At 41.8% G+C, this 26,045-nt stretch carries 29 protein-coding genes, 1 pseudogene, 1 CRISPR repeat array and 1 other annotated feature; of the genes and pseudogenes, 5 read left to right on the forward strand and 25 right to left on the reverse strand.

The annotated features are described in order from the left end of the window. Positions 1 to 498: 498 nt before the first annotated feature. The 17 genes from SORDD25_RS03530 to SORDD25_RS03610 form a co-directional block, all read right to left on the reverse strand. A complete protein-coding gene (locus SORDD25_RS03530) occupies positions 499 to 1,485 on the reverse strand; it encodes a PhoH family protein (protein WP_049505691.1) in 987 nt (328 codons plus the stop codon). Positions 1,486 to 1,565: 80 nt separating this feature from the next. Continuing rightward, complete coding sequence (locus tag SORDD25_RS03535; protein WP_001232084.1) at positions 1,566 to 1,781, reverse strand: YozE family protein; 216 nt, start codon at positions 1,779 to 1,781, stop codon at positions 1,566 to 1,568. 23 nt (positions 1,782 to 1,804) lie between these two features. Further along, positions 1,805 to 2,383, reverse strand: coding sequence for a GrpB family protein (locus SORDD25_RS03540; protein ID WP_061852657.1), 579 nt, complete (start codon positions 2,381 to 2,383; stop codon positions 1,805 to 1,807). An 11-nt stretch (positions 2,384 to 2,394) separates the two neighbouring features. Beyond that, positions 2,395 to 3,249, reverse strand: a complete 855-nt coding sequence (gene cvfB, locus SORDD25_RS03545; protein ID WP_061852658.1) for an RNA-binding virulence regulatory protein CvfB — start codon at positions 3,247 to 3,249, stop codon at positions 2,395 to 2,397. Positions 3,250 to 3,308: 59 nt separating this feature from the next. Further along, positions 3,309 to 3,866 (reverse strand): ribosome recycling factor, encoded by a 558-nt coding sequence (frr, locus tag SORDD25_RS03550; protein WP_001262235.1) that lies wholly within the window; start codon positions 3,864 to 3,866, stop codon positions 3,309 to 3,311. Positions 3,867 to 3,873: 7 nt separating this feature from the next. After that, a complete protein-coding gene (pyrH, locus tag SORDD25_RS03555) occupies positions 3,874 to 4,611 on the reverse strand; it encodes a UMP kinase (protein WP_000002996.1) in 738 nt (245 codons plus the stop codon). 83 nt (positions 4,612 to 4,694) lie between these two features. Next, positions 4,695 to 6,029: a methylenetetrahydrofolate--tRNA-(uracil(54)-C(5))-methyltransferase (FADH(2)-oxidizing) TrmFO gene (trmFO, locus tag SORDD25_RS03560; RefSeq protein WP_061852659.1), complete on the reverse strand. Its 1,335-nt coding sequence runs from the start codon at positions 6,027 to 6,029 to the stop codon at positions 4,695 to 4,697. 285 nt (positions 6,030 to 6,314) lie between these two features. After that, entirely contained in the window at positions 6,315 to 7,193 is an 879-nt protein-coding gene (gene rsmI, locus SORDD25_RS03565; protein WP_061852660.1) for a 16S rRNA (cytidine(1402)-2'-O)-methyltransferase, read from the reverse strand. A gap of 2 nt (positions 7,194 to 7,195) precedes the next feature. Beyond that, a complete protein-coding gene (yabA, locus tag SORDD25_RS03570; RefSeq protein ID WP_000358227.1) occupies positions 7,196 to 7,513 on the reverse strand; it encodes a DNA replication initiation control protein YabA in 318 nt (105 codons plus the stop codon). Between the two features lie 145 nt (positions 7,514 to 7,658). Beyond that, the gene (locus SORDD25_RS03575) at positions 7,659 to 8,549 is read right to left on the reverse strand and encodes a DNA polymerase III subunit delta' (protein WP_061852661.1); all 891 of its coding nucleotides are present in this window, start codon (positions 8,547 to 8,549) and stop codon (positions 7,659 to 7,661) included. Beyond that, complete coding sequence (gene tmk / locus SORDD25_RS03580) at positions 8,546 to 9,184, reverse strand: dTMP kinase (RefSeq protein ID WP_061852662.1); 639 nt, start codon at positions 9,182 to 9,184, stop codon at positions 8,546 to 8,548. The genes SORDD25_RS03575 and tmk overlap by 4 nt, the downstream gene beginning before the upstream one ends. A 120-nt stretch (positions 9,185 to 9,304) precedes the next feature. Then, positions 9,305 to 10,102, reverse strand: a complete 798-nt coding sequence (gene proC, locus SORDD25_RS03585; protein WP_061852663.1) for a pyrroline-5-carboxylate reductase — start codon at positions 10,100 to 10,102, stop codon at positions 9,305 to 9,307. Between the two features lie 3 nt (positions 10,103 to 10,105). Continuing rightward, positions 10,106 to 11,368, reverse strand: coding sequence for a glutamate-5-semialdehyde dehydrogenase (locus tag SORDD25_RS03590; protein ID WP_061852664.1), 1,263 nt, complete (start codon positions 11,366 to 11,368; stop codon positions 10,106 to 10,108). A gap of 9 nt (positions 11,369 to 11,377) precedes the next feature. Then, complete coding sequence (gene proB / locus SORDD25_RS03595) at positions 11,378 to 12,487, reverse strand: glutamate 5-kinase (RefSeq protein ID WP_049485319.1); 1,110 nt, start codon at positions 12,485 to 12,487, stop codon at positions 11,378 to 11,380. A 101-nt stretch (positions 12,488 to 12,588) separates the two neighbouring features. Continuing rightward, the gene (locus SORDD25_RS03600) at positions 12,589 to 13,488 is read right to left on the reverse strand and encodes an RluA family pseudouridine synthase (protein ID WP_061852665.1); all 900 of its coding nucleotides are present in this window, start codon (positions 13,486 to 13,488) and stop codon (positions 12,589 to 12,591) included. Continuing rightward, positions 13,472 to 13,939, reverse strand: a complete 468-nt coding sequence (gene lspA / locus SORDD25_RS03605) for a signal peptidase II (RefSeq protein WP_061852666.1) — start codon at positions 13,937 to 13,939, stop codon at positions 13,472 to 13,474. The genes SORDD25_RS03600 and lspA overlap by 17 nt, the downstream gene beginning before the upstream one ends. Next, positions 13,936 to 14,844, reverse strand: coding sequence for a LysR family transcriptional regulator (locus tag SORDD25_RS03610; RefSeq protein WP_001025717.1), 909 nt, complete (start codon positions 14,842 to 14,844; stop codon positions 13,936 to 13,938). The genes lspA and SORDD25_RS03610 overlap by 4 nt, the downstream gene beginning before the upstream one ends. On the opposite strand from SORDD25_RS03610, the pseudogene SORDD25_RS09530 reads away from it, so the two are divergent. Continuing rightward, positions 14,837 to 14,912 (forward strand): annotated as a pseudogene (locus SORDD25_RS09530) (AraC family transcriptional regulator); the annotation flags it as partial. The gene SORDD25_RS03610 and the pseudogene SORDD25_RS09530 sit on opposite strands and share 8 nt — an antisense overlap. A gap of 165 nt (positions 14,913 to 15,077) precedes the next feature. Here the strand turns inward: SORDD25_RS09530 and rpmA are convergent. The 4 genes from rpmA to SORDD25_RS03630 form a co-directional block, all read right to left on the reverse strand. After that, positions 15,078 to 15,371 carry a 50S ribosomal protein L27 gene (rpmA, locus tag SORDD25_RS03615; RefSeq protein WP_000916509.1) on the reverse strand — a complete coding sequence of 98 codons (294 nt, stop codon included), beginning with the start codon at positions 15,369 to 15,371 and terminating at the stop codon, positions 15,078 to 15,080. A 16-nt stretch (positions 15,372 to 15,387) separates the two neighbouring features. After that, the gene (locus SORDD25_RS03620) at positions 15,388 to 15,732 is read right to left on the reverse strand and encodes a ribosomal-processing cysteine protease Prp (RefSeq protein WP_000613705.1); all 345 of its coding nucleotides are present in this window, start codon (positions 15,730 to 15,732) and stop codon (positions 15,388 to 15,390) included. 15 nt (positions 15,733 to 15,747) lie between these two features. Beyond that, on the reverse strand, positions 15,748 to 16,062 hold the full coding sequence (gene rplU / locus SORDD25_RS03625; RefSeq protein WP_000109141.1) for a 50S ribosomal protein L21: 315 nt from the start codon (positions 16,060 to 16,062) through the stop codon (positions 15,748 to 15,750). Positions 16,063 to 16,095: 33 nt separating this feature from the next. Next, positions 16,096 to 16,168: a sequence feature (ribosomal protein L21 leader region), on the reverse strand. A 64-nt stretch (positions 16,169 to 16,232) separates the two neighbouring features. Further along, positions 16,233 to 16,919, reverse strand: coding sequence for a YoaK family protein (locus tag SORDD25_RS03630; protein ID WP_061852971.1), 687 nt, complete (start codon positions 16,917 to 16,919; stop codon positions 16,233 to 16,235). A 154-nt stretch (positions 16,920 to 17,073) separates the two neighbouring features. Between SORDD25_RS03630 and SORDD25_RS03635 the strand changes: the two genes are divergently transcribed. Together SORDD25_RS03635 and SORDD25_RS03640 are read left to right on the forward strand one after the other, a co-directional pair. After that, positions 17,074 to 18,051, forward strand: coding sequence for a Gfo/Idh/MocA family protein (locus tag SORDD25_RS03635; RefSeq protein WP_061852667.1), 978 nt, complete (start codon positions 17,074 to 17,076; stop codon positions 18,049 to 18,051). Then, on the forward strand, positions 18,048 to 19,130 hold the full coding sequence (locus SORDD25_RS03640) for a DEAD/DEAH box helicase (RefSeq protein WP_061852668.1): 1,083 nt from the start codon (positions 18,048 to 18,050) through the stop codon (positions 19,128 to 19,130). The genes SORDD25_RS03635 and SORDD25_RS03640 overlap by 4 nt, the downstream gene beginning before the upstream one ends. Positions 19,131 to 19,154: 24 nt before the next feature. Here SORDD25_RS03640 and SORDD25_RS03645 read toward each other — a convergent pair whose 3' ends face one another. Then, the gene (locus SORDD25_RS03645) at positions 19,155 to 19,532 is read right to left on the reverse strand and encodes a YwiB family protein (RefSeq protein ID WP_081103642.1); all 378 of its coding nucleotides are present in this window, start codon (positions 19,530 to 19,532) and stop codon (positions 19,155 to 19,157) included. Positions 19,533 to 19,603: 71 nt separating this feature from the next. Between SORDD25_RS03645 and SORDD25_RS03650 the strand changes: the two genes are divergently transcribed. Together SORDD25_RS03650 and yidA are read left to right on the forward strand one after the other, a co-directional pair. Then, positions 19,604 to 20,911: an HD domain-containing protein gene (locus tag SORDD25_RS03650; RefSeq protein WP_061852670.1), complete on the forward strand. Its 1,308-nt coding sequence runs from the start codon at positions 19,604 to 19,606 to the stop codon at positions 20,909 to 20,911. Between the two features lie 9 nt (positions 20,912 to 20,920). After that, on the forward strand, positions 20,921 to 21,727 hold the full coding sequence (yidA, locus tag SORDD25_RS03655; RefSeq protein WP_061852671.1) for a sugar-phosphatase: 807 nt from the start codon (positions 20,921 to 20,923) through the stop codon (positions 21,725 to 21,727). A gap of 130 nt (positions 21,728 to 21,857) precedes the next feature. Here the strand turns inward: yidA and SORDD25_RS03660 are convergent, their stop codons facing one another. The 3 genes from SORDD25_RS03660 to SORDD25_RS03670 are packed head-to-tail and all read right to left on the reverse strand — an operon-like array spanning position 21,858 to position 23,214. Continuing rightward, positions 21,858 to 22,304, reverse strand: a complete 447-nt coding sequence (locus tag SORDD25_RS03660) for an Imm6 family immunity protein (RefSeq protein ID WP_061852672.1) — start codon at positions 22,302 to 22,304, stop codon at positions 21,858 to 21,860. Between the two features lie 32 nt (positions 22,305 to 22,336). Then, on the reverse strand, positions 22,337 to 22,831 hold the full coding sequence (locus SORDD25_RS03665; protein ID WP_061852673.1) for an Imm6 family immunity protein: 495 nt from the start codon (positions 22,829 to 22,831) through the stop codon (positions 22,337 to 22,339). A gap of 56 nt (positions 22,832 to 22,887) precedes the next feature. Beyond that, positions 22,888 to 23,214: a hypothetical protein gene (locus SORDD25_RS03670; RefSeq protein WP_061852674.1), complete on the reverse strand. Its 327-nt coding sequence runs from the start codon at positions 23,212 to 23,214 to the stop codon at positions 22,888 to 22,890. Positions 23,215 to 23,337: 123 nt separating this feature from the next. Further along, positions 23,338 to 26,015: direct repeats of the CRISPR family, unit length 36 nt; unit sequence GTTGTACAGTTACTTAAATCTTGAGAGTACAAAAAC. Positions 26,016 to 26,045 lie beyond the last annotated feature (30 nt).

Genomic DNA, 26,045 nt, shown 5'->3' on the forward strand with positions numbered 1-26,045 from the left:
TTTTAAACTCAAAGCAGAATTGTTCTCATCACTTGAAGTCGATTGCGAAACTGAAGACGTCCCTATATCTCCATCCTTAGTGGGTCTGGTGTAATAAAGTAACCCCACCGCTAAAGCTATGATGACTCCTACTGCTAAAAATGGAAGCCACCACTTGTCTTTTTTCATAATATCTCCTTTCTATTAAGATGTGAAAGCGAGTTAGGTACTTTCAAATTTTGGACATAAGCCCACTCTAACCCAAATATCATTTTATCATTTTGAAATCTTTATTTCAATAAAATTTATCGTAATTTTTCCTATTAATTGCTAAGAAAATTAAGAAAAAATAAAATTTATAATAAGTTAACTTAAATGTGGTGGTTTCAGCACTAATATTTCTAGATTTTTACCAACTTCAGATTAAAATCATCATTATTCTGTCTATAATAAATTAGCCATACAACTTTTTATACAGGGCAACTTAAAAGCAGTTCGCATCTGAACTGCTCTTTTTTGCTATTCTGTCTCTTGGTTCTTTTCTTCAACCTTAACTGGAGCTGGTTCATAAGCTCGTATGATTTGAGCAACAACTGGATGACGAACCACATCCTTGGCTGAAAAATGAACAAAGTCGATTTGGTGAATGTTCTTGAGCTTTTCTTGGGCATCAATCAAACCGGACTTGACATTACGCGGTAGGTCAATCTGGCTGATATCTCCATTGACAATCATCTTGGAATTAAATCCTAAACGAGTCAAGAACATCTTCATCTGCATGATGGTCGTATTCTGTGCCTCATCGAGAATGACAAAGGCATCATCCAAGGTCCGCCCACGCATGTAGGCAAGGGGCGCGATTTCGATAATTTCACGCTCCATGAGACGGGTCGTCTGATCTTTGCCGAGAATCTGATACAAGGCATCATAAACTGGTCGAAGGTAAGGATCCACCTTCTCCTTGAGATCACCTGGAAGAAATCCTAGACTCTCGCCAGCTTCCACTGCTGGACGAGTGAGGATAATCCGCTTGACTTGCCCACGTTTAAGGGCAGTTACTGCCAAAGTCACTGCAAGAAAGGTCTTCCCTGTCCCTGCAGGTCCGATTCCAAAGGTCACATCATGCTGTTTGACACTGTCCACATAAAGTTTTTGACCCAAGGTTTTGACACGGATGGGCTTCCCAGTATTGTCTTTGATAATTTCTTCTTCGTAAAGGGCGACAAACTTGTCAATTTCATCGTTTTTGACCATGCTAATCGCAGTCACCACATCTGGCGTCCCAACTGTCATCCCCCGATTCACCAAGACCATCAAAGCCTGGATAACCTGACGGGCTTCTTCACAGGCAGTCTCTTCTCCGATAACCTGGACAATCTCCGTACGGGCATGAATCACCACATCGAGCTCTTCTTCCATCAAACGAAGATGGCGCTCATTGGAACCAAAAAGATGGAACAAGTCATCTGGGTGACTTAGTTGAATGTCTATTGAATGTTCCTTCAAATAAAGAACCTCTCTAATCCGTTTATTTCTTTTTATTATAGCAAAGAGAACAATAAAATACTAGCCTCATCTCATTGTCTCTAGTGTTCTAAGTATTCTTGCCAGATGGCGTCAAAGTCTCCTAGGTTAAAAGAGAAGCTGGCATGCTCCTCCAAAAAGCGACTCACCTCATCAAAATCATCCGTGTGTTTTGGAAAAGCTGACTCCTCAAAAGCGAGATCTGCCAAAATGGCTTTGGGGCTATTACTTTTAGGATTGCGCTCGGTCATGAGCCAAGTGTAAAATGATTTTCTCAATTCTTTCTCCTATCAAGAGTTTTTTAATGACACTTTTCTGATTCTTGAAAATTACTGGACTTAGCCTTTGATACGTAGTGGTTTATAAAATCCGTTTTCGCATCTGTATAGGCGTCTCGGTTGTGTTCAAATTTTTTCCACAAACTTAGTTTTAATTCCTGATACGCTTGGGCAATATCTGGATGCTGGCAGAGATAATCTCTAAAATAAATCTCGTCATGATCTCCCGTCATTCGCAAATGTAAATGAAAAACTTTCTCAGCAAATCCCTGCTCTGTATATCCTTTATTTAGCGAAATCCTGTTAGGACTCTCCGACATCACTAGCCACCCATTCTTCACCAATAAATCCCTAACTCTTGCTAAATCCTCTATTTTACCTACTTCTAACAGAATATCAACGATATTTTTGGCCCAAATATTAGGGATAGCAGTGCTACCGATATGTTCTATTCTTTTAATAACATTTGCACCCAATATTTTTTTCAGACTTGTTTTTTCCGATTCATACCAGTCTTTCCACTCTGACTTGGGCTCTACTAAAAAAATAGGAAAAAGTTGCCAGAGTTCCTCTAAACTCATTTCTTCAAGTTTCTTTATCATGTCTATAAGGCCTAAATCATCTCTGTACCAAACTGGTCTTGCTTGATTTTACCAGCCTTCATCAAGCCACCGAGCGCTTTCTTGAACTGACCTTTTGAGATGCCAAAGGTTGCCTTGATGTCCTCAGGAGATGACTTATCATTTAAGGTCATGAAACCGCCATTGCTTTCCAAGTAGGTCAAAATCATCTGGGCATCATTTTCCAACATTTCAAAAGAACGTGGTTTGAGGGAGAGGTTCAAGGTACGATCCACCTCACGGAAACCGATGACACGCGCATCTAGCACTTGCCCCAAACGTGGCTCTGCGTAGCGCTCACTTGGGTGAATGAAACCAAGCATGTTATTCTCTGGTAGGTATACAAAAGTTCCTGACAGCTTGAGACGGTAAACAATGGCTGGCCAGTTTTGGTTCTGCATGTTGTTGTAAGCAGGACGAGCCAGACGTTGGAAGTCTTCCTGATACGCCAAAAGTCCCCAGATTCGGTCTTTCTTGTCCACTTCAAGACGGATGTAAAGTTTATCACCTTTCTTAGGCCAGAGTTCCTTGAGCTCAGGGAGGATATCGAGTGACACTACGATTTCCTTATCAGGTAGACCGGTATCGACAAAGACACCCAAGTCCTTTCGAACTTCTGTTACGGTTCCCCAGCCAAATTGATCCTGAGTGGCAGTCACTTCTATGGTTGTCAGACGGAGCTTTTGCTTCATATCCGTGTAGGCAAAACCTTTGACCGTATCCCCTACTGTATGTTGGCCTTCTTCCTTGGCAAGGGCGTAAGTCTGACCATCCTTTTGCACAAAGTAAAAACGGTCATTTTCATCGATGATGAGTCCAACGATAAAACTTGCAAGATTTGTATTCATATTTCCTTCTTTCGAATAAAACTCAGCCAGCAATGCCAACTGAGTTTTTCTGTTTATTTTTAGACTTCCAAGATTTCTTTTTCTTTATTGGCAGTCATGTCGTCGATGTGTTTCACAGCGTCGTCTGTTACTTTTTGAATATCTTTTTCAAGAGTCTTCAATTCGTCTTCAGTGATTTCTTTTGCTTTTTCTTGCTTTTTAGCTTCGTCCATAGCGTCGCGGCGGATATTGCGGACAGCTACTTTAGCATTTTCACCAACCTTCTTCACTTCTTTGGCAAGGTCACGACGAGTCTCTTCTGTAAGAGCTGGGATAACCAAGCGAATCACAGAACCGTCATTAGCTGGTGTAATACCAAGATCAGAAGCGTTCAAGGCACGTTCGATGTCTTTCAATGAAGACTTGTCAAATGGTGTTACCAACAAGACACGCGCTTCTGGAATGGTAATTGAAGCGATTTGGTTAAGAGGAGTTTCGACTCCATAGTATTCTACGTGGATACGGTCTAGTAAGCTTGCGTTGGCACGACCGGCGCGGATACCACCAAATTCACGAGCAAGTGATTGGTGAGACTGGGTCATTCTCTCTTTAGCTTTTTCTACAATTGCGTTAGCCATAATTTTCTTATTCCTTTTCTTCGATATTGTTTGAAACTGTTGTTCCGATATTTTCACCAAATACGACACGTTTGATGTTGCCTGGTTGGTTCATGTTAAAGACAACCAAGTCAATGTCGTTGTCCATAGAGAGGGTTGAAGCTGTTGAATCCATGATACGAAGACCTTTATTGATCACGTCACGGTGAGTCAATTCTTCAAACTTAACGGCCGTCTTGTCTTTCTTAGGATCGGCATTGTAAACACCGTCTACGCCATTTTTCGCCATAAGAATGGCATCTGCTTCGATTTCAGCTGCACGAAGGGCTGCTGTTGTATCTGTTGAGAAGTAAGGTGAACCAATTCCAGCACCAAAGATAACGATACGGCCTTTTTCAAGGTGGCGAAGGGCACGTCCACGTACGTAAGGCTCAGCCACTTGTTGCATGGCAATGGCTGTTTGCACACGCGTATCGACACCAACTTGCTGCAATGAGTCTGCCATCACAAGAGCATTCATCACGGTCCCAAGCATTCCAGTGTAATCTGCCTGAACGCGGTCCATTCCTGCTTCTGCAGCAGGTTCTCCACGCCAGAGATTTCCTCCACCAATAACAAGGGCAATTTCGATACCTAAGCTATGAACTTCTTGAATCTCTTTTGCGATTGTTTGAACTGTTTGGATATCAATCCCTACGCCACGTTCACCGGCAAGGGCTTCACCTGATAACTTGATTAAAATACGTTTATACTTGGGATTCGCCATTTTTACTCTCCTTTTTTTATCCTACCTATTTTATCACAATTTCTAAGATTTTTATAGTGCCATGAGCAATTCTTTCAAAAAAATTAGATCGTTAAAAATTCCTCTAAGTCGCTAAGGGCACGCTCTGCAATTTTTTCATAACGAGCCTTCTTATCACGTATACGCTCGCCTTCCAACTCCTTGATAATCCCAAAATTGACATTCATTGGTTGGAAATGTTTGCTATCAGCGTGAGTGATGTAATGAGCTAGACTTCCGATCGCTGTGGTCTCTGGGAAGATAGCTTCACTTTCACCCTTGAAGAGTCGAGCCGCGTTAATACCTGCAACTAATCCTGAAGCTGCTGACTCAACATAGCCTTCCACACCCGTCATTTGACCAGCAAAGAAGAGGTTGGGCTGTTTCTTAGAACGATAGGTTTGCTCGAGAAGATTTGGTGAATCCATGTAAGAATTGCGGTGCATGACCCCATAACGAACAAACTCCGCATTTTCAAGACCTGGAATCATTTGGAAGACACGCTTTTGCTCTCCCCATTTGAGGTGGGTCTGGAAACCGACGATATTGTAGAGGCTACCAGCCGCATTGTCCTGACGAAGCTGGACAACTGCATACGGTGTTTTGAACTCCCCGTCACGAGGGCCTGTATAATCGTCTGGATACTCCAAACCGACTGGCTTCATCGGACCATAAAGCATGGTTTTAATGCCACGCTTGGCCATGACTTCGATAGGCATACAACCTTCAAAGTACTTTTCTTTTTCAAACGAATTCAGCGGTGCTTCTTCAGCATTGACCAAGGCTTCATGAAAATCCATAAACTCTTGCTTGGTCATTGGAGCATTGAGGTAGGCCGCCTCTCCCTTGTCATAACGAGACTTGAGATAGACCTTGTTCATATCAATGGTGTTGACATCGATAATCGGCGCCGCCGCGTCATAGAAATAGAATCCATCCCCATCATTAAGGGCATGAATCTTCTCAGCTAGGGCATCACTAGTCAAAGGACCAGTAGCGACAACTGTAATAACATCCGTTGGCAATTCTGTAATTTCATCACGAACCACCTCAATCAAGGGGTGGTTGGCTACTTTTTCGGTCACCATTTGGGAGAAACCGTCACGGTCCACCGCAAGGGCACCGCCCGCAGGAACACGTGTAGCTTCAGCAGATTCCAAGATAACAGAACCCAAGCGACGCATTTCTTCCTTGAGAAGCCCAACTGCATTGGTCAAAGCATCCCCACGTAAGGAATTGGAACAAACCAACTCAGCAAAATTATCTGTTTTGTGCTGAGGAGTTGATTTGACACCACGCATTTCATAAAGTTTAACTGGAATACCACGTTCTGCAATTTGGTAGGCAGCTTCAGACCCTGCCAAACCTGCTCCGATAACATTGATATAAGATTGAGACACGACACTAATACCTCTTTGGGAGTGTGAAAACAAGCTTTACATTGAAAAAGCCAACCGAACTTACCTAGCATTCAAGTTTCTAGGCTCAGGCTGAAAATGTCCACAGGACTTTCTTCGCTCTCGAATTTCCTGGCTCAGGCTGAAAATGTCCACAGGACTTTCTTCGCTCTCGAATTTCTTGGCTCAGGCTGAAAAAGTCCCCCGAACTTTTTCACTCCCACAAATCTTTCTAATTTTTTCTTTTACTAGTATAACAAAAAAAGGGAAGAAGACAAACTTCCCTGTTTAGTCGTTGAATTGTTTCTCTTCCCATTCATGATAAGCTGCGTAGAGCTGGCTTTTGTTCCACTGGTAGAGTTTCGCGACTTCCTTAATAGCTTGGTTTTTCTTCATGCCTTGCTGGATACGGGTTTGGATTTCTGAAAACAAGTCCTCCTCGTCCTTTTTCTCCACATCCTGACTGGCACCTTCAACGATGAGAAGGCATTCGCCCTTGAGTGGCGTTTCAGCGATGCTTTCTAGCAATTCAGGGATCTTTCCTCGTTGGTATTCTTCATAGATTTTGGTCAATTCTCTAACCAAGACCACCGAGCGGTCGCCGTAGACTGCTAGCATATTTTCTAACGTATCCGCTACACGGTGGGGGGATTCATAGAAAATCTGAGTTTCTGGGTAGTCTTTTTTTGAGTCGAAAAATTGCTTTTGCTGGCCTGACTTTCTCGGTAAGAAACCGTAAAAGATATGTGGTTGTGGCGCTAAACCACTGGCAATCAAGGCAGAAATCCCTGCAGAGGCACCCGGAACTGTGACAACTGCAATCTCTTCTTCGATGGCTGCCTTGACTAAATCGTGACCAGGATCCGAGATGCTTGGCAGACCCGCATCAGAAACCTGAGCAATACTTTGCCCTGATTTCAGAAAACCAATCAAGTCAGGAATTTTTTCCTTGGCATTGTGCTCGTGAAAACTGATCTGCTTGGTGAAAATGTCAAAATGCTTGAGCAAGAGACCAGTATTGCGCGTGTCCTCCGCAGCAATCCAGTCCACCTCTTTCAAGGTCTGGATGGCACGAAAGGTCATGTCATCTAGATTGCCAATCGGCGTTGCTACTAGGTAAAGTTTGCCATAGGGAGAATGCCCCTTAAAACTTTTTTGAATCTGCATGCCTACTCCCTGTACAACAACTCGTCACAGAACATACATTCCTCGTCCTGCTCGCGGCGTTGCCCATAAAAATCATTACATACGTGAAACCCGTCTTTATAGATTCGTCGGACGCTTTCACGAACATGCTTGGCCTTGACGGGAGCATCTGCTTCCACCTCGCCCAAGCGTTCGCGCAACTTACTATTTTCCAAACGAAGAGCTGTATTTTCCTCTACCAGGCTCTTGAGATTTTTCTTGATGGCTTCCACATCGGCCAAGGTCACCAATAACTGTTGGGAAAAATCGTCTAGCGCATCAAATAATTCTTTCTTATCCATAAACCAGCCCTTTCCTTTCTATATCGTTCATTTTTAATACTCAATGAAAATCAAAGAGCAAACTAGGAAACTAGCCGCAGGCTGTACTTGAGTACGGCAAGGCGACGTTGACGTGGTTTGAATTTGATTTTCGAAGAGTATGAGTTTATATTTCTTTCAAGACCAGATATTCCATGGCATTTTGAAAGCTGACATTAGCCTGCCACATTTTTCTAGCTTCTAGTAAATCTTGTAAAATCTGTCGCATCCTTGCTTGCAAGAGATCCTGCCCACAGAGCACTTCGAGGATTCGCAAAACCTGATCTTGTTTTTCCTTGTCATCTGCCAAGTTGGCTAATTTAGCAACTTGCAGATAACTTTCTTTTTTCTTAGCTAATAACCAGGTCAGCAGGCGTTCACTCTCTTCCACCAAGGTCCAAAAACTTGCCTGATTTGCCAGTTTTTCTGCTTCAGCATGTGATTGACAAAACTGGGCTAAAAGAGTCGCTTTTTTCTTGACCAGACCTGCATGCTCTAATTGATGGATGAGCTTTTCTTCTTGCTTTTTAAAGTGAAAAATTTGGGTCCGACTACGGATAGTCGGCAAGATTTTTTCCTCATCACTAGTTAAGAAGAAAATGTAAACTTCACTCTGGGGTTCTTCGATGACCTTGAGCAGAGAATTAGCCGCGTTAGGGTGCATTTTCTCCGCCTGCTCGATAATAAAAACCTGTTGCTGACTTTCAATCCCTGCTTGAGAAAACTGGCCCACCAATTCCCGAATCCGTTCTGTCTTGATGACCTGATTGACTGGCTTGATTAAAGTAACATCGGGAAATTCTTCCTGTTCAATCAGCTTGCAGTTTCGGCATTTCTCACATGGTAAAACGCCTACTTTATCCGTACAAAAGAGGCTCTTAGCCAAAAACTGCGCCATTTCCAAGCTTCCAAAGAATCCTGAAAAAAGATAGGCATGATTGAGCTGATCTTGTTCTAGGATACGGACAAAGCGGTCAAACTGGTCTGGCTGCCAAGCTTTTAGTTGTTCTTGTTTCATTTAGCCAAGCCCATTCTGTCAAATAAGACAGCCTTGGTCGTTTCCACAACTTGCTCCAAAGGAAGACTCGCATCAATCTTGACCATGCGATTTCCTTCTTTGTCCAGAAGAGAAAGGTAGCCTTGACGGACTTTCTTGTGCAAATCCAAGCCTTCCAAGTCCAAACGATTGACCTCGCGATCACTATTGGCAGCAATGCGAGCCAGTCCTTCTTCCACCTCAATGTCAAAATAGAGGGTCAAATCGGGTTTAAGGCCATCTGTCGCAAACTGATTAAGCCAATCAATGGAATCAATATCCAAGCCACGGCCAAATCCCTGATAAGCAACTGAACTATCAATGAAGCGGTCCATAATGACCAACTTGCCAGCTTCAAGTGCTGGAAGAACTTTTTCCACCAAGTGCTGTCTACGACTGGCAATATAGAGAAGGAGTTCCGTTTTAGGATCCATCTGCGTATGACTTGGGTCCAAAATCACTTCCCTAATCTTCTCCCCAATCAAGACTCCGCCAGGTTCACGGGTCGTCAGCACCTCTACTCCTTTTTCCTCTAAAATTGGGAGTAGAACTTCTAAAACACTGGTCTTTCCTGCTCCCTCTGGTCCCTCAAGAGAGACTAAAAATCCTTTTGACATGTCTAACTCATTTCTTTTTTTCTACCTTCTATTCTATCAAAAAAATAGGTTTTTGTGACAATCTTTTTGTGTCTTCTCCATTCAATCGACCATAAAAGAGGCTGGGAGTCATCCAACCTCTTATTTACCTAGTTCTTGTGTTCGTTTGTAGGCTTGCTGAACTGCGTCCATGACGGTACCTCTAAAGGCATGTTCTTCCAGACTTGCTACACCCGCGATAGTCGAACCTCCTGGGCTGCAAACTTGGTCTTTCAAAACTCCAGGATGTTGTTGACTTTCGAGGACCATTTGTCCAGCGCCGACTACTGTTTGGGCTGCCATTTTCAAGGCCGTTTCTCGGGGCAATCCTGTCTGAACACCCGCATCTGCCAAAGCTTCGATAAAGAGGTAGACAAAGGCAGGACCACAACCAGCAAGCCCTGTCGCAGCATCGATTAAGCCATCTCCCAGCTCAACCAAAAGACCGGCCTTGCCCAATAATTGACAAAAGAGTTCACCGTCCTCAGCAAGACAGTTTGCTGCCATGGCATAACTAATCACTCCTTGGCCGATAGCCACTGGAGTATTGGGCATGATGCGAATGATTCGGTGATGAGTCGGCAGAAATTTGGACAGTTTTTCCAAAGTCAATCCAGCTGCCATGGAAATCAAAAGAAGACTTTCTCTCTTTTCAAGGATGGTCTGGTATTGAGAAAGCAAGTCTGAGAACTGAGCAGGCTTAATACCTAGAAAAATCACATCTGCTTCTGCGAAGATTTCGTCATTGCTGGAAGCCTGACCACCAAAGTTGGCAATGAAAGCATCTACTTTTGCTTGACTGCGATTGGCAAGGAGAATCTGAGCACCCGTCTTGGCCTGCACAACAGCCTTAGCCAAGCTAGCTCCCATATTCCCCAAACCGATAAATCCAATCTTCATCTCTTACTCCCTTATCTGTCCGTTACCAGTAACCACATACTTGTAGCTGGTCAACTCTTTCAAGCCCATAGGCCCACGCGCGTGCAGTTTCTGAGTAGAAATGCCCATCTCACATCCAAGACCAAATTGCCCACCATCAGTAAAACGCGTTGAGGCATTGACATACACCGCGGCAGAGTCTACTTGATTTGTAAAGTAAGCCGCAGCTTCAGCATTTTCCGTCACAATGGCATCCGAATGATGGGTACTGTGGGCTTCGATATGCGCAACCGCTTCTTCTAAACTACTCACAACCTTAACTGCTAGGACATAGTCTAAAAACTCGGTATCAAAGTCTTGGGCCTCGGCTACTCGACCTGAAACAAACTGACTTGCTTTGCTATCCAGACGAAATTGAATTGGTTCCAGTCCAGCTTCTTTGCGACTTGTAACCAGAACTTTCTCCAAGCGAGGAAGGAAATCCGCTGCCTTGTCTTCATGAACCAGCAAAACTTCCATAGCATTGCAGACAGAAGGACGACTGGTTTTAGCATTGTTGATGATGGCTAGAGCCTTGTCTTCATCTGCATCCTTATCCACATAGACATGGACAATCCCAGTTCCTGTCTCGATAACGGGCACAATGGCATTCTCAACCACAGCATTGATCAAACCAGCGCCTCCACGAGGTATGAGAAGGTCTAGATAACCCTTGGCCTTCATCATGGCATAGCTACTTTCACGGCTAGTATCTTCCACCAGTTGAATCACCTCTGGATGAATGGTAGTCGTCTCCAAGCCCTTCTTTAAGGCTGTGACAATAGCATGAGCTGTTTGATAGGCATCCTTGCCACTACGAAGAACGACCGCATTTCCACTCTTGAGAGCCAAGGCAGCCGCATCAGACGTCACATTTGGACGGCTTTCGTAGATAATCCCAATAACCCCCATGGCCACACGCTTCTTAGTAATAACCAAGCCATTTTCAAGCTGACTTGTTTCTAGGACTTCACCAATAGGATCTGGTAAAGCAACCACTTCACGAATCCCTCTTGCCATCGCTTCTATACGTCCCTCATCCAAATAAAGACGGTCTAGCATGACATCTGAGATTTTCCCCTTGGCCGCTGCCATATCGAGGGCATTGGCCTCTAGAATCTCCTCAGTAGCCGCCAATAAATGATCAGCCATAGCTAGCAAGACTTGGTTTTTCACTGCTTCGCTGGCAGTATTGATTGACTTTTTAACAGCCTGTACCTGTTCAAATTGTTCTTGTGTACTTACCATCGTTCACCTCTAAAATTCTGTAAAGAGCAGCTGGATTTCAGGAGTGATGGAAATCCAGTCATCACGGTGAATCAAGACTCCCTTAGCTTTTTGAGAACGGAGCATATCTTCTAGGGCTGAGACACCAAATTGGACACGTCCCTTTCCAAGAGATTGACCTGTTTCTTTATCTGCTACTGTTACAATATCGTGGTAAGAGAAGTTTCCTTCCACTTCTACCACACCCGATAAAAGGAGACTTTTCCCGTTTTTTGAAAGTGCCTCTGCAGCTCCACCATCTACCCAAATCGTTCCCTGACTTTGAGCATAGAAGGCCAGCCATTGTTTCTGGGTACGAAGTCCCTTCTCTTGCGCAACGAAGAAGGAACCATCCCTAGTTTCTTCAGCTGCCTCAATCAAGGCATCAGATTTCAAGGAGGAGCAAATATAGACTGGCACCCCTGACTCCGTTGCGATCGTAGCTGCTTTGATTTTTGTTAGCATACCCCCAGTACCGTTTGACGAACCTGCTCCACCAGCCATATCAATAATCTCACGATTGATAGTCTCGATTTTCTCCAAACGTTTGGCTGTTGGATCTGAGTTGGGATTTCCGGTATAGAGACCGTCCACATCGGTCAAGAGAACTAAAAGGTCTGCTTGCACCATCGCCGCTACCTGGGCACTCAGAGTGTCATTGTCCCCGACCTTGAGCTCATCAATAACGACACTGTCATTCTCGTTGATGATGGGGATTGCACCACGATGAAGCAATACAGACAAAGCCTGATGGGCGTTCTTATAGCGACGTTTATCTACAAAATCATCCTGTGTCAGCAAGATTTGTGCAGAAACGATCTGGCGCATGAGGAGGTTGGTTGTATATTCCTCCAACAAAAGTCCCTGACCAACTGCAGCCGAAGCTTGTTTATCTGCAATCTTGGTCGGACGTTTTTTAAAACCCAAAGCTCCAAATCCAGCGGCTACTGCCCCAGATGACACTAAAATCAACTCATGACCAGCCTCATGCAGCATAGCCAATTGCTGGGTAATTGCCTTTACTTTACTCCTTGATAAACTCCCATCTTCATTTGTCAAGGAGGAAGTCCCCACCTTAAAGACGATTCGTTTGTACTTCATATTCTCACTCCGATTCTTCATATTTATCCATTATAACATGAATACTTTAAAATAGAAAAGACTTGAAATGAAAAAGGTTGAGACAAGGCATCTCAACTCTTTTATCTATTCTCAGTTTTACGCAATCTTTCCAGCGTTTCTTTAAAAATCTCTGGAATATCTGCTGTGAACTCCAAGGTTTCACCTGTTCTCGGATGGGTAAAACCTAGAGTCTTAGCATGGAGAAACTGTCCATGTCCTTTCAAAGTCTTACGAGGACCATAGACTTCATCACCAGCGACTGGATGGCCAATATAAGCCATATGAACACGGATTTGGTGAGTACGCCCTGTTTCCAGTTGCAACTCTAGCAAACTATAATCTCCAAAGCGTTCCAAGACTTGAAAACGAGTCACTGCTGGCTTCCCTTTAGCAGTCACTGCCTGTTTCTTACGATCTTTTTCACTACGACCAATCGGAGCTTCAATCACACCACGATCATTGGGCAGATTGCCATGAACAATCGCCCAGTATTTACGTAGAGACTTCTTATCCTTGAGTTCTTGGGCAAGTGCCAAGTGTGCCTCGTCATTCTTAGCAATCATAAGGAGACCCGACGTGTCCTTGTCAATGCGGTGAACGATACCCGGTCGGAGAACACCATTGATACCTGACAAGTCCTTGATATGGTACATGAGGGCATTGACCAAGGTTCCACTTGTATGACCGGCGCTGGGATGGACCACCATGCCTTGAGGTTTGTTAACAACGGCTACATCCTCATCTTGATAGATGATATCAAGTGGAAGATTCTCAGCCACATACTCTAAAACCTCTGGTTCTGGCACATGGTAGGTGACGATATCCCCCTCTTGGACAGTGTATTTTGCTTTCTTGGCTTGCCCATTAACCAAAACTTGTCCAGCCTTGATTTGTTCATTCGCGAGACTGCGTGACAATTCTGTCAGGTCCGACATAGCCTTGTCTAGACGTTGCCCACCAGTTTCAATTTTTATTTCCATTTACTTCCTCTTTAAGCATTGCAATCAATAAAACAATGACACCAACTGTCAAATAGCTGTCAGCAACATTGAAAATCGCAAAGTTGATAAAGTCTAGGTGAAACATATCCACCACAAAACCTTGACTCATTCTGTCGATAAAGTTGCCCAGACCTCCCGCTATTATCAAAGTCAGTCCAAAAACTAACCAGAGAGAATCCTCCATGTGTTTATGGAGATACCAAATTGCACCTGCCATGACGACCAGTGTAATAACAGCAAATAACCACTGCTGGTCTTGCAACATGGAGAAAGCTGCTCCTCTATTTTGCAGGTAGGTCAAGCTAACGAGATTGGGTATCCACGAACGAACTTCACCTAGTGGAATCTGCTGGACAACATAATTTTTGACCAACTGATCCAACCCAATCAAAAGCAGTACAATGACTGCTACTATTCCTCTTTTTTTCATGATTTCCTCTTTTGATCAAAATATTCTTGCATGACTTCTACGAAAAGAGTCCCAGCTTGGCTAAGCTCCACTTCTTCCCGTTTGACATAGACCATGCGGTTATCTAGATTATCCTTGAGACGAATGACTGTGATGCCATTAACACTGTCACTATCTAAAAACCCAGATCCAGTTGCATAAGCATCCGTCCGCTCCAAAATACCATTCAAAGTAGCACGGTCGGTCACATTAAACATCTGCGAGCTCGCGCTGGTGTCGACAAAGTTCTCTGAATAGTATAGATACTCATCTTTTTCCTGAGTAAACCGAACCGTTGGCAGATCCGCTAGATCCTCCATTACCAATTCCTCTTTCTGTGCTAAAGGATGCCCTTCACGAAGATAAATGTGAGTCTGGAAAGGAATTAGTTCAATAACTTCTAAACCAAGCTTTTCAACCCGTTGCATGATGCCCTTTTTATTTTGATTGTTGAGGTAGATAATCCCAATCTCACTGTGTCCTTGGGCCACTTCGTCTAATATTTGAACTGTAGTAGACTCAAAAATACGAAAGTTCTTATAATCAGGATAACGTTCTGAAAAGGCCGTAATGGTTGGTGGCAAGAAGTCATAGTGCTGACTGGCAATAGAAAATTCATCCTTTTCTTCCTCAGGATTGGCATACTGATTTTGAAAAACATCAAAGCCTTTAACTAACTCCTGCGCTTTCTCATAAAATTCCATACCACGACGGGTTAAGAAAGTCCCCGAACTCGTCCGACGAAAAATCTTAAAGCCTAGCTCTTTTTCCAAATCGCGCACAGAAATAGACAGACTCGGCTGACTAACATACATCTTTTCAGCAGCTTCACGGAAAGTACCACTATTGGCAATGGCCACAACATAGCGTAATTGTTGAATGTTCATCTTTTACCCCCCAACTTCTCTATCTGTTCATTATACCATATTTCAGAATTTTTCCAAAAAAGAAAAAAGTACCCATCGCAAGTTTAAATCTAACTATTCTCTATTAAATTCAAAATGGGTATCAAAACAAAAAAATAGGCTCTCCGAAAACTCGGAAAGCCTTATTTAATGCTACTTCTAGCTTCCTCGCCTTTTCATTTCAAGGCTCGGGATAAAAGGTTCACTGGACCTTTTTATTTTGCGATTGGGTAAACAGAAACTTGTTTTTTATCGCGTCCTTTACGTTCAAAGCGTACTACGCCTTCAACTTTGGCGAACAAAGTATCGTCTCCACCACGTCCAACGTTTACACCTGGATAGATATGTGTACCACGTTGACGGTAAAGGATTGATCCACCTGTTACAGTTTGTCCGTCAGCTGCTTTAGCTCCAAGACGTTTCGCTTGTGAATCACGTCCGTTTGATGTAGAACCTCCACCTTTTTTGTGGGCGAAAAGTTGCAAGTTGTTAAGAGTCATTTTTAACATAATGTTTTCCTCCGTGTTAGTTTTCTGTGATAACTCTGGTTTGGACGAACTCAGATGAGTTCTCCGATAAGTTTGCCATACCTAAGAAAAATGATTCGAAGAATAACTGGGTCATTTCTCTCTGGTGCGAAGGAAGATCCGCTGGTATTTCAACCTTTAGATAGCCACCTTCATCTTCGTTTAATTCTAAGATTGGTTCATAGCCTGCAAATTTCTCAATGGAATTGACAAAGTTAATGGCAAGCGTAGAAACCGATGCACACACGACATCTAAGCCGTATTCGCCACTTTCGGCGTGTCCAGTAATTTCCGCACTCCTCAGCTCGCCATCTTCGGCTCTCTCAAAGACTGCTTGTATCATGTGTTCTCCTTAAAATTAAGCGTTGATCGCGTTGATGACAACTTTTGTATATGGTTGACGGTGACCTTGTTTACGGTGGCTACCTTTTTTAGGTTTGTACTTGTAAGTAACAACTTTCTTTTGTTTTCCTTGTTTTTCAACAGTTCCAACTACAGTAGCTCCAGCAACAAGTGGAGTTCCGACAACAGTGTTTTCACCACCAACAAGAACAACTTCGTTAAATGTAACTTCTTGACCAGCTTCAACGTTCAATTTTTCAACGTAAACTGCTTGACCAACTTCAACTTTAACTTGTTTTCCGCCAGTTTTGATAATTGCGTATGTGCTCATTATGCACCTCCTATGATTTTTGGGTTTCCCCGTATTTTTGTGAAGACTCGCCTAGCATCGTGGGACGAACCACTTAGCAACGATGTTCGTGCGGTTGCACAGGAATGTGCATAGTCAACTCTTCAAGTATAGCATATCTCCTCTTTTCTTACAAGTAATAACAACTAAAATTAACTTTTTTCTGTAACTTTTTTCTTCCCAGAAGGTACAATCATACCAAAATAAAAGAGGATCATCATGATGGGAATACCAAGAATCGTCTTTTCATGGTAGAAAATTGTCAAATAAGCTGAAAAGATAACTCCAAGGACAAAACTAGTAAGCAAGCTAACAAAGATTAGCCCCTCACGTAAAAAAGGAGTGTGCTTGGTGCGAATATAGTCTCCAAAAGCCAGCATGGTTCGTTTGATATTTCCTGTCATAAAAGCATTATTGTAGGCTATTCCTGAAACTTCACCAAAGGCAGTCGTCACCAACCCCATACAAAAGGACAAAGGAGGAACTAGATAGATATTATCTACTGTCAAGGGCACAAATCCAATGATAAAGGACAAAAGAGCAAGAGGAACTAAGGACAAAACTGGCTTTTTTATAATACCTAATTTATCTTTATAAACGGTCAATAGAAATATACCTAACATAAAGGAAAGTAAGGTTAAAATTTTTGTCTCAGCATCTTCAAGGTTTTGTTGAATAATTCCAACAGATAAGAATACTACATTTCCAGTTTGTCCTGCCACCAAGGTATTCCCACGTACGATAAAGGTATAGGCATCCACATATCCCGCGCAAAAAGTCAAAAAAAGCGCTAGCCTTTTGGACTGACGTGATAGTTTCCTTATTGGTAATAGTCTCATTTTCTCTCCCATTTCATTTTCATATACTCGTTCATATTGTACCACTTTCTTTGAGAAAAGCGTAGTCCATTTGAAAATTTTTAACATCTGTTGGATAGTCCTTCTTTTATATGTTATAATGAAGGAAGGATCTAAAGTCGGAAAAGGAGTATCTATGCTTAAACTAGGTGTGATCGGAACAGGAGCTATCAGCCATCACTTCATAGAGGCAGCCCATGCCAGTGGCCAATACCAGCTGGTTGCTGTCTACTCTAGAAAGATAGAAACAGCGGCAACCTTTGCTTCTCGTTATCAAGATATCCAACTCTTTGATCAATTAGAAGACTTCTTTAAGTCTTCCTTTGATGTAGTCTATATCGCTAGTCCAAACTCCTTGCATTTTGTTCAAGCCAAGGCTGCCTTGTCTTTTGGCAAGCACGTCATTCTTGAAAAGCCAGCTGTCACTCAGCCACATGAATGGCTGGATTTGAGGCAAACAGCTGAGAAAAATAATTGTTTTATCTTTGAAGCGGCTCGTAATTACCACGAAGAAGCTTTTACCACTATCAAAAACTTTTTAGCAGATAAGCAAGTGTTAGGGGCAGATTTCAACTACGCCAAGTATTCTTCCAAGATGCCTGACTTGCTAGCAGGACAGATGCCCAATGTCTTTTCAGACCGTTTTGCTGGCGGTGCTCTCATGGATTTGGGGATTTATCCTCTCTACGCTGCAGTACGCTTATTTGGAAAGGCACTGGGTGCGACCTACCAAGCCCAACAACTCGACAATAGCATTGACTTAAATGGAGACGGACTTCTCTCCTACCCAGACTTTCAAGTTCATATCAAGGCTGGAAAAAACATCACTTCCCATCTTCCTTGCGAGATTTATACAGCTGATGGAACCTTGACCCTCAACACGATTGAGCATATCCGTTCAGCTATTTTTACCAACCACCAAGGAAATCAAGTTCAGCTCCCTATCCAACAGGCTTCTCATACGATGACTGAGGAAGTCGCTGCATTCGCACAGATGATCCAGCAACCAGACCAGACGCTTTACCAGAACTGGCTGGATGATGCAGGTTCTGTTCATGACCTATTATATACCATGCGCCAGACTGCTGGCATTAGATTTGAGGCCGAAAAATGAAAACCAAACTCCCCACTGAATGGCAGCAACTGACCGACCAACTCGGATTCCAAGATTTTACCCCCATTCAAACTCAACTATTTGAGCCCATTCTTGCTGGAGAAAACCTCCTAGGAGTGAGCCCAACCGGAACAGGCAAGACCCTCGCTTATCTCTTACCTAGTCTTCTCAGACTAAAAAAGAAAAAAGCCCAACAACTCTTGATTCTAGTACCGAATACAGAACTGGCTGGACAGATTTTTGACGTATGTAAAACATGGGCAGAAGCTATCGATCTAACCGCCCAGCTATTCCTATCAGGATCTAGCCAAAAACGCCAGATTGAACGCCTCAAAAAAGGACCAGAAATCCTAATCGGAACTCCTGGTCGTCTCTTTGAGCTGATTAAACTGAAGAAAATCAAGATGATGAATGTCAACACTATCATCTTGGACGAATTTGACCAGTTACTAGATGATTCTCAGATTCACTTTGTCGAGAAAATCACTCACTACGCACCTCGTAATCACCAACTCATCTACATGAGTGCGACTACTAAGTTTGACCAAGAGAAGATTGCTCCCAATACACGCACCATTGACCTCTCTGATCAAAAACTGGACAACATCCAGCACTTCTACATGCAGGTAGACCAACGTCATCGTGTGGATATGCTACGAAAACTAGCTCATGTCGACGATTTCCGAGGCCTTGTTTTCTTTAATAGTTTATCAGATCTTGGAAGTGCGGAGGAAAAACTACAGTATCGTGATGTCTTGGCTGTCTCTCTCGCTAGTGATGTTAATGTTAAATTTCGAAAAGTCATCTTAGAAAAATTTAAAGACAAACAACTAACCCTGCTCCTTGCCACCGACCTTTTAGCGCGTGGGATTGATATTGATAGCCTAGAATGTGTCGTAAACTTTGAGGTCCCAAGAGATACCGAAACCTATACTCACCGTGCTGGACGTACTGGCCGTATGGGCAAAGAGGGCTATGTTATCACTCTCATAACCCATCCAGAAGAACTCAAAAAACTCAAGAAATTCGCAAATGTTCGTGAAATTGTCCTAAAAAACCAAGAACTCTATATCAAATAAGGTTGGCATTTGCCAACCTTTTTCTTATCCCCAAGTAATTTCCAATTGATAGCTGGCAAAGGGTTGTCCCTCTTGATTTTGTAGTTGATAATCTAAATGAATCTTTTGCCCATCAACTTCATAACGGTTCGTTTGGATGATAAACTCCTGCATACCCATAGGTGTCGGAATATAGGCTAAACTATCACTATCTTTTAGAAAGCGCATAATGGTCTTGGGATTGGAAAATCGGCTCATCACCAGTTCTTGACCATGAAATTTAATAACCACTTTTTCCTTTTCCTCATTGTAAAAAAGAAGGTAGCTATAATCTCCCTTTTCATGCACTTCTACATCATAGAGTTGGTCAATCACTTCCAACTGTTCATCAAACTGAATCGTATTTCGCATCCGAATCTTCACATCAGGTCCTCTTTCTTGTCTCTTGTCCTACTATTTTACCAAAAAGAGCAGGATTTTGCTATAATGGTCATATGAACGAAAAAGTATTCCGTGACCCAGTTCACAACTACATCCATGTTAATAATCAAATCATCTACGACTTGATCAATACAAAAGAATTTCAACGCTTGCGCCGTATCAAGCAACTGGGAACTTCCAGTTATACCTTTCACGGTGGAGAGCATAGTCGCTTCTCTCACTGTCTAGGAGTCTATGAGATTGCCCGTCGCATCACAGAAATTTTTGAAGAAAAATATCCTGAAGAATGGAATCCAGCCGAGTCTCTCTTGACCATGACAGCTGCTCTCCTACATGACCTTGGGCATGGTGCCTACTCCCATACTTTTGAAAATCTCTTTGATACAGATCATGAGGCTATTACTCAGGAGATCATCCAAAGTCCTGAGACAGAGATTCACCAAGTCCTACTACAAGTTGCCCCAGATTTTCCAGAAAAGGTAGCCAGTGTCATTGACCACACCTATCCTAACAAGCAGGTCGTGCAACTCATTTCTAGTCAGATTGATGCAGACCGTATGGACTATCTCTTGCGCGACTCCTATTTTACAGGTGCTTCCTATGGAGAATTTGACCTGACTCGAATCTTGCGTGTCATTCGTCCTGTCGAAAATGGTATCGCCTTTCAGCGCAATGGCATGCACGCCATCGAAGACTACGTCCTCAGTCGCTACCAGATGTACATGCAGGTTTATTTCCACCCAGCAACACGCGCCATGGAAGTTCTCCTACAGAATCTCCTCAAACGCGCTAAGGAACTCTATCCTGAGGACAAGGACTTCTTTGCACGAACTTCTCCACATCTCCTTCCTTTCTTTGAAAAAAATGTGACCTTATCTGACTATCTAGCTCTTGATGATGGCGTGATGAATACCTACTTCCAACTCTGGATGACCAGTCCTGACAAGATACTAGCCGACTTATCGCAACGTTTTGTCAACCGTAAGGTCTTTAAATCCATCACCTTTTCACAAGAAGACCAAGACCAACTCGCAACCATGAGAAAATTGGTTGAGGAGATTGGCTTTGATCCCGACTACTACACAGCTATCCATAAGAACTTTGACCTCCCTTATGATATCTATCGTCCCGAATCTGAAAATCCACGGACACAGATTGAGATTTTACAGAAAAATGGCCAACTGGCAGAACTCTCTAGCCTGTCTCCTATCGTCCAATCCCTTGCTGGCAGTCGCCACGGAGATAATCGTTTCTATTTTCCTAAAGAAATGTTGGACCAAAACAGTATCTTCGCAAGCATTACCCAGCAATTTTTACACTTGATTGAGAACGATCATTTTACCCCAAATAAGAACGAATAGAGGAAATTTATGAGTATTAAACTAATCGCCGTCGATATCGATGGTACCCTAGTCAACAGTCAAAAGGAAATCACTCCTGAAGTCTTTTCCGCCATCCAAGATGCCAAACAAGCTGGCGTCAAGGTCGTCATTGCAACGGGTCGTCCTATCGCAGGTGTTGCCAAACTTCTGGACGACTTGCAGTTGAGAGACCAAGGTGACTATGTAGTGACCTTCAACGGTGCCCTTGTCCAAGAAACTGCTACTGGTCATGAGATTATCAGCGAATCCTTGACCTATGAGGATTATCTAGATATGGAATTTCTCAGTCGCAAGCTCGGTGTTCACATGCACGCTATTACCAAGGACGGTATCTATACTGCCAATCGCAATATCGGAAAGTACACGGTGCACGAATCAACTCTCGTCAGCATGCCTATCTTCTACCGCACTCCTGAAGAAATGGCTGACAAGGAAATCGTCAAATGTATGTTCATTGATGAACCAGAGATTCTAAATGCTGCGATTGAAAAGATCCCAGCAGAATTTTACGAGCGCTTCTCCATCAACAAATCTGCTCCTTTCTACCTTGAGCTCCTTAAAAAGAATGTAGACAAGGGTTCAGCTATTACTCACCTAGCTGAAAAACTAGGATTGACCAAAGATGAAACCATGGCGATCGGTGATGAAGAAAATGACCGCGCCATGCTGGAAGTCGTTGGAAATCCCGTTGTTATGGAAAATGGAAATCCTGAACTCAAAAAAATCGCCAAATACATCACCAAAACAAATGACGAATCTGGCGTAGCCCATGCTATCCGTACGTGGGTACTGTAAAATACTTAAGGATAGAAAATAAACGACACCCCAAAAGTAGAGATGAGACTCTAACTTCTGGGGTATTCTTTTTGAATTTTCGCCAAATCATCCAATCAAATCATCTAAATAATCCCAGTCTATCTAGTTCTTATAGGGCAGATTCTCTTGATGGGTATGGATTTCTATTGATGAAAATTTTTACTGTTTCGACGTGATGATAAAGATCCATGCTGATTTCTTTTAAATTTCCAATAAAGACATCAAGTAGACCTAGTTCAATGTTCTCTAAGGGAGAAGGAAGCTCTTTCTTATTTTTAAACTCAAAAGCTTCTTTAGCAGTCACACCTATTGCATAACTAATGTTGTCCCACAAGAGACCATTCGCTTCATTTTCATCTAACTGCATGTAGATAAATATTCCACTAAAGTCTGTCCCATCATCTAAAAGGCGATAAAGTTCCTCTCCCCTTTTATCTCTACTCTCCAAAAAACTCCAACATGCATCCAAGGCGGTTCGAATATGTGAAGTATATTGCGTTTCCATACGGTTTGCAATTGCTTCAGCAAAAATCAACATAAAATAACTCGTAAGCATATTCTCTCCTGATCCATACTTGAACGAATGGCCTATTCGTTTTCATCAGATAAAAATAGTGAACCAAAATAGTTTTTAACGAGCTCATCCTTTAAATATCCTTCTATTTCTGGCTCACTTATTTGTGAAATAAGTTCCCTATTTTCAGCTAGGATTTGTTTGTAACTTAAGGAAAGAACCTCAAGTATGTCCTCGTCGACACTTTCAATCGTTTGTGGTAGGTAGATTTCTTCCGAAGCAATATATGAATAGTGACAAACTAGGACAAAGAAATTAGCGATACAGTTCCATACTAGTGGATTGGTTTTCTTATCCAACACCTGAAATGTCAAGATATCCTGCTCGTCCATATTTTCCAGTCGAGAATATAAAAGATCTGGGCAAAAATCACTCTCTTTATCAAGCTCCTGTTTTGAAAGTTTTAAGGAATCAAGGACAAACTCCTGATATTCTTTCTCACTGATACGATCTACAAGACCGTATATCAACTCCTGTAGGAAGCGTAATAAATTTCTATTATCATTCATCAGTTTTCCTTCTATTACTAAAAACTAACTTAGTGATCCACTGAAAAACGTGGCACTCACTCTTCCTCTTCAAACATCAGAGCATCAAGTTCTTCTCTCTCTGCCGCAATTTCTTCAAAAGTGGAAATAAGATTATTTACTATTTCTAAGGTGATGATACCAGTCGAATCCCTCATCGTAACCTTGGTTCCAATGGCATTCAACTCATGGACGAGTTCTCTAAACTTTCTTAATCCATCCAAATCTAACATGTCTACTTCAATCACCGTGTCATGCTCTTTGATTCTAGATTGGATTAAAGAAAAAGGCAAGGATGAATGATTTCTTAACAACTTATAGGTCCCTGTCTTGTCATCTATAGAATCAATACAAATAGCTAGCATCGTTTCCGCTCCCTTCCTCTCTGGTCGCTACTATATGACATTATACCATACAGGTGAGCTGATTCTTAAGAAACTAAAGAGGGCGTTTCCGTTCCGATTACTGAGTTAGATCTAATTCAGATCGTTGTACAGTTACTTAAATCTTGAGAGTACAAAAACCTATGACCGTGATTACTTGCAGCCTCCTGAGTTGTACAGTTACTTAAATCTTGAGAGTACAAAAACTCTATTGCTCTGTTCCATACATACCGTTGAGTTGTACAGTTACTTAAATCTTGAGAGTACAAAAACATTGTGTCGGAGCCCATCTATTACCGCTGTGTTGTACAGTTACTTAAATCTTGAGAGTACAAAAACACTAATGATATGGACGGTGGAAGTATCACAGTTGTACAGTTACTTAAATCTTGAGAGTACAAAAACTGCCTCTTGAATTACTTCTGCATTTGTTGGGTTGTACAGTTACTTAAATCTTGAGAGTACAAAAACTATCTAATTGCTGGTAATTTCTGGCTTTCAGTTGTACAGTTACTTAAATCTTGAGAGTACAAAAACGAAATGCTACTAAATCACTCAACTTGCTTGGTTGTACAGTTACTTAAATCTTGAGAGTACAAAAACTATTATAGAAAGGAGGAACAATGAGCCTAAGTTGTACAGTTACTTAAATCTTGAGAGTACAAAAACGGGGCTTGGGCTGGGTAATTTGGAACTTCTGTTGTACAGTTACTTAAATCTTGAGAGTACAAAAACGACCCGTCCAGCTGTCTGAAACTTGCCATTGTTGTACAGTTACTTAAATCTTGAGAGTACAAAAACCATACGATTCAACAGATGAGCGAATAACTAGTTGTACAGTTACTTAAATCTTGAGAGTACAAAAACAAATACTTCATCTAACATATCTTCGATAAGTTGTACAGTTACTTAAATCTTGAGAGTACAAAAACTGTTAATTTTTTCAGGTTCGGTAACTTCAAGTTGTACAGTTACTTAAATCTTGAGAGTACAAAAACTCCGGCTCTTTCGATGTTGAAGATTTCATAGTTGTACAGTTACTTAAATCTTGAGAGTACAAAAACGGATAAAAGAAAGGAGAATGAATGGCAAGCGTTGTACAGTTACTTAAATCTTGAGAGTACAAAAACTGAAGCATTAAAGGCCACTTCTTTCCCATCGTTGTACAGTTACTTAAATCTTGAGAGTACAAAAACTCATTTCTTCAATCTGTAGAGGTTGAATAGGGTTGTACAGTTACTTAAATCTTGAGAGTACAAAAACCTTTTTTATTTTTTGTAGTCTTTTTGCGATGTTGTACAGTTACTTAAATCTTGAGAGTACAAAAACCTGTCCCTTTGATTTTGTTTCTATACCAAAGTGTTGTACAGTTACTTAAATCTTGAGAGTACAAAAACTTAAGCCACTATAGGCCAACAAACGAAATAAGTTGTACAGTTACTTAAATCTTGAGAGTACAAAAACAATGTTATTGAAGAACTCACGAGCTTCAGCGTTGTACAGTTACTTAAATCTTGAGAGTACAAAAACTGCTTTTTCTTCCTTGTCAGTACGTTCAAAGTTGTACAGTTACTTAAATCTTGAGAGTACAAAAACAGTCCCACCGCTTACCTGTTCCAGGTGTGGGTTGTACAGTTACTTAAATCTTGAGAGTACAAAAACGGACTCGCATAACCTTCGTCACAACGATTCGTTGTACAGTTACTTAAATCTTGAGAGTACAAAAACCGATTAAGCCATATTTTGTGGCTACAAAAGGTTGTACAGTTACTTAAATCTTGAGAGTACAAAAACCTTCGCTCATATTTAATCTACCTTCCCTAAGTTGTACAGTTACTTAAATCTTGAGAGTACAAAAACTTCAAGAATTGGATTTGATTTTATCCAGTTGTTGTACAGTTACTTAAATCTTGAGAGTACAAAAACAGCCCTGCGCAAATGCGGACGCACTTCGAGGTTGTACAGTTACTTAAATCTTGAGAGTACAAAAACAAAATCGGCTATTTTAGTCCTAGAAAAAAGTTGTACAGTTACTTAAATCTTGAGAGTACAAAAACCTATCAGTTTGTCATACTCAGCAATTTTCTGTTGTACAGTTACTTAAATCTTGAGAGTACAAAAACTGAGCCAGAGGATCTGAAAAATGCCAGGGCGTTGTACAGTTACTTAAATCTTGAGAGTACAAAAACTGAACTGCTCACGACTGATGCCCCATTTGGGTTGTACAGTTACTTAAATCTTGAGAGTACAAAAACTGGCTAGACATCAGGGTAACACCGAAAACGGTTGTACAGTTACTTAAATCTTGAGAGTACAAAAACCAAATTTCAAAACATTCAACGGACAATAGAGTTGTACAGTTACTTAAATCTTGAGAGTACAAAAACGAATTTCGATTGATGACCTTTTCCCTCAAAGTTGTACAGTTACTTAAATCTTGAGAGTACAAAAACGGGTTTTGAGTTTGACCCAGAAGATACCTAGTTGTACAGTTACTTAAATCTTGAGAGTACAAAAACAGATAATTTTCAATGTAAGGCAACTGTCTAGTTGTACAGTTACTTAAATCTTGAGAGTACAAAAACAGTCTACCCAAGTGGATAGGCTCTTAAGATGTTGTACAGTTACTTAAATCTTGAGAGTACAAAAACTATAAATTTGCTTTTTACATTTAAGAAAATGTTGTACAGTTACTTAAATCTTGAGAGTACAAAAACTTGGTATTATATAGGAAAACACCGACAAAAGTTGTACAGTTACTTAAATCTTGAGAGTACAAAAACGCTCTCATTGATTGCCATAATTTTCGGTAT

Source organism: Streptococcus oralis, assembly GCF_001579525.1.
GTDB lineage: Bacteria > Bacillota > Bacilli > Lactobacillales > Streptococcaceae > Streptococcus > Streptococcus oralis_M.

What these genes read in the sequence shown, in the direction of transcription:
- SORDD25_RS03640 (WP_061852668.1), top strand. Translation starts at nt 18,048, where the DNA reads ATGAAAACCAAACTCCCCACTGAATGGCAGCAACTGACCGACCAACTC.
- SORDD25_RS03630 (WP_061852971.1), bottom strand. Translation starts at nt 16,919, where the DNA reads ATGAGACTATTACCAATAAGGAAACTATCACGTCAGTCCAAAAGGCTA.
- SORDD25_RS03620 (WP_000613705.1), bottom strand. Translation starts at nt 15,732, where the DNA reads ATGATACAAGCAGTCTTTGAGAGAGCCGAAGATGGCGAGCTGAGGAGT.
- frr (WP_001262235.1), bottom strand. Translation starts at nt 3,866, where the DNA reads ATGGCTAACGCAATTGTAGAAAAAGCTAAAGAGAGAATGACCCAGTCT.
- proB (WP_049485319.1), bottom strand. Translation starts at nt 12,487, where the DNA reads ATGAAGTACAAACGAATCGTCTTTAAGGTGGGGACTTCCTCCTTGACA.
- SORDD25_RS03600 (WP_061852665.1), bottom strand. Translation starts at nt 13,488, where the DNA reads ATGGAAATAAAAATTGAAACTGGTGGGCAACGTCTAGACAAGGCTATG.
- rplU (WP_000109141.1), bottom strand. Translation starts at nt 16,062, where the DNA reads ATGAGCACATACGCAATTATCAAAACTGGCGGAAAACAAGTTAAAGTT.
- pyrH (WP_000002996.1), bottom strand. Translation starts at nt 4,611, where the DNA reads ATGGCGAATCCCAAGTATAAACGTATTTTAATCAAGTTATCAGGTGAA.
- yidA (WP_061852671.1), top strand. Translation starts at nt 20,921, where the DNA reads ATGAGTATTAAACTAATCGCCGTCGATATCGATGGTACCCTAGTCAAC.
- lspA (WP_061852666.1), bottom strand. Translation starts at nt 13,939, where the DNA reads ATGAAAAAAAGAGGAATAGTAGCAGTCATTGTACTGCTTTTGATTGGG.
- tmk (WP_061852662.1), bottom strand. Translation starts at nt 9,184, where the DNA reads ATGTCAAAAGGATTTTTAGTCTCTCTTGAGGGACCAGAGGGAGCAGGA.
- SORDD25_RS03610 (WP_001025717.1), bottom strand. Translation starts at nt 14,844, where the DNA reads ATGAACATTCAACAATTACGCTATGTTGTGGCCATTGCCAATAGTGGT.
- SORDD25_RS03540 (WP_061852657.1), bottom strand. Translation starts at nt 2,383, where the DNA reads ATGATAAAGAAACTTGAAGAAATGAGTTTAGAGGAACTCTGGCAACTT.
- SORDD25_RS03660 (WP_061852672.1), bottom strand. Translation starts at nt 22,304, where the DNA reads ATGCTTACGAGTTATTTTATGTTGATTTTTGCTGAAGCAATTGCAAAC.
- SORDD25_RS03670 (WP_061852674.1), bottom strand. Translation starts at nt 23,214, where the DNA reads ATGCTAGCTATTTGTATTGATTCTATAGATGACAAGACAGGGACCTAT.
- yabA (WP_000358227.1), bottom strand. Translation starts at nt 7,513, where the DNA reads ATGGATAAGAAAGAATTATTTGATGCGCTAGACGATTTTTCCCAACAG.
- rpmA (WP_000916509.1), bottom strand. Translation starts at nt 15,371, where the DNA reads ATGTTAAAAATGACTCTTAACAACTTGCAACTTTTCGCCCACAAAAAA.
- SORDD25_RS03665 (WP_061852673.1), bottom strand. Translation starts at nt 22,831, where the DNA reads ATGAATGATAATAGAAATTTATTACGCTTCCTACAGGAGTTGATATAC.
- SORDD25_RS03650 (WP_061852670.1), top strand. Translation starts at nt 19,604, where the DNA reads ATGAACGAAAAAGTATTCCGTGACCCAGTTCACAACTACATCCATGTT.
- SORDD25_RS03635 (WP_061852667.1), top strand. Translation starts at nt 17,074, where the DNA reads ATGCTTAAACTAGGTGTGATCGGAACAGGAGCTATCAGCCATCACTTC.
- rsmI (WP_061852660.1), bottom strand. Translation starts at nt 7,193, where the DNA reads ATGCAGATTCAAAAAAGTTTTAAGGGGCATTCTCCCTATGGCAAACTT.
- cvfB (WP_061852658.1), bottom strand. Translation starts at nt 3,249, where the DNA reads ATGAATACAAATCTTGCAAGTTTTATCGTTGGACTCATCATCGATGAA.
- SORDD25_RS03575 (WP_061852661.1), bottom strand. Translation starts at nt 8,549, where the DNA reads ATGAAACAAGAACAACTAAAAGCTTGGCAGCCAGACCAGTTTGACCGC.
- SORDD25_RS03590 (WP_061852664.1), bottom strand. Translation starts at nt 11,368, where the DNA reads ATGGTAAGTACACAAGAACAATTTGAACAGGTACAGGCTGTTAAAAAG.
- proC (WP_061852663.1), bottom strand. Translation starts at nt 10,102, where the DNA reads ATGAAGATTGGATTTATCGGTTTGGGGAATATGGGAGCTAGCTTGGCT.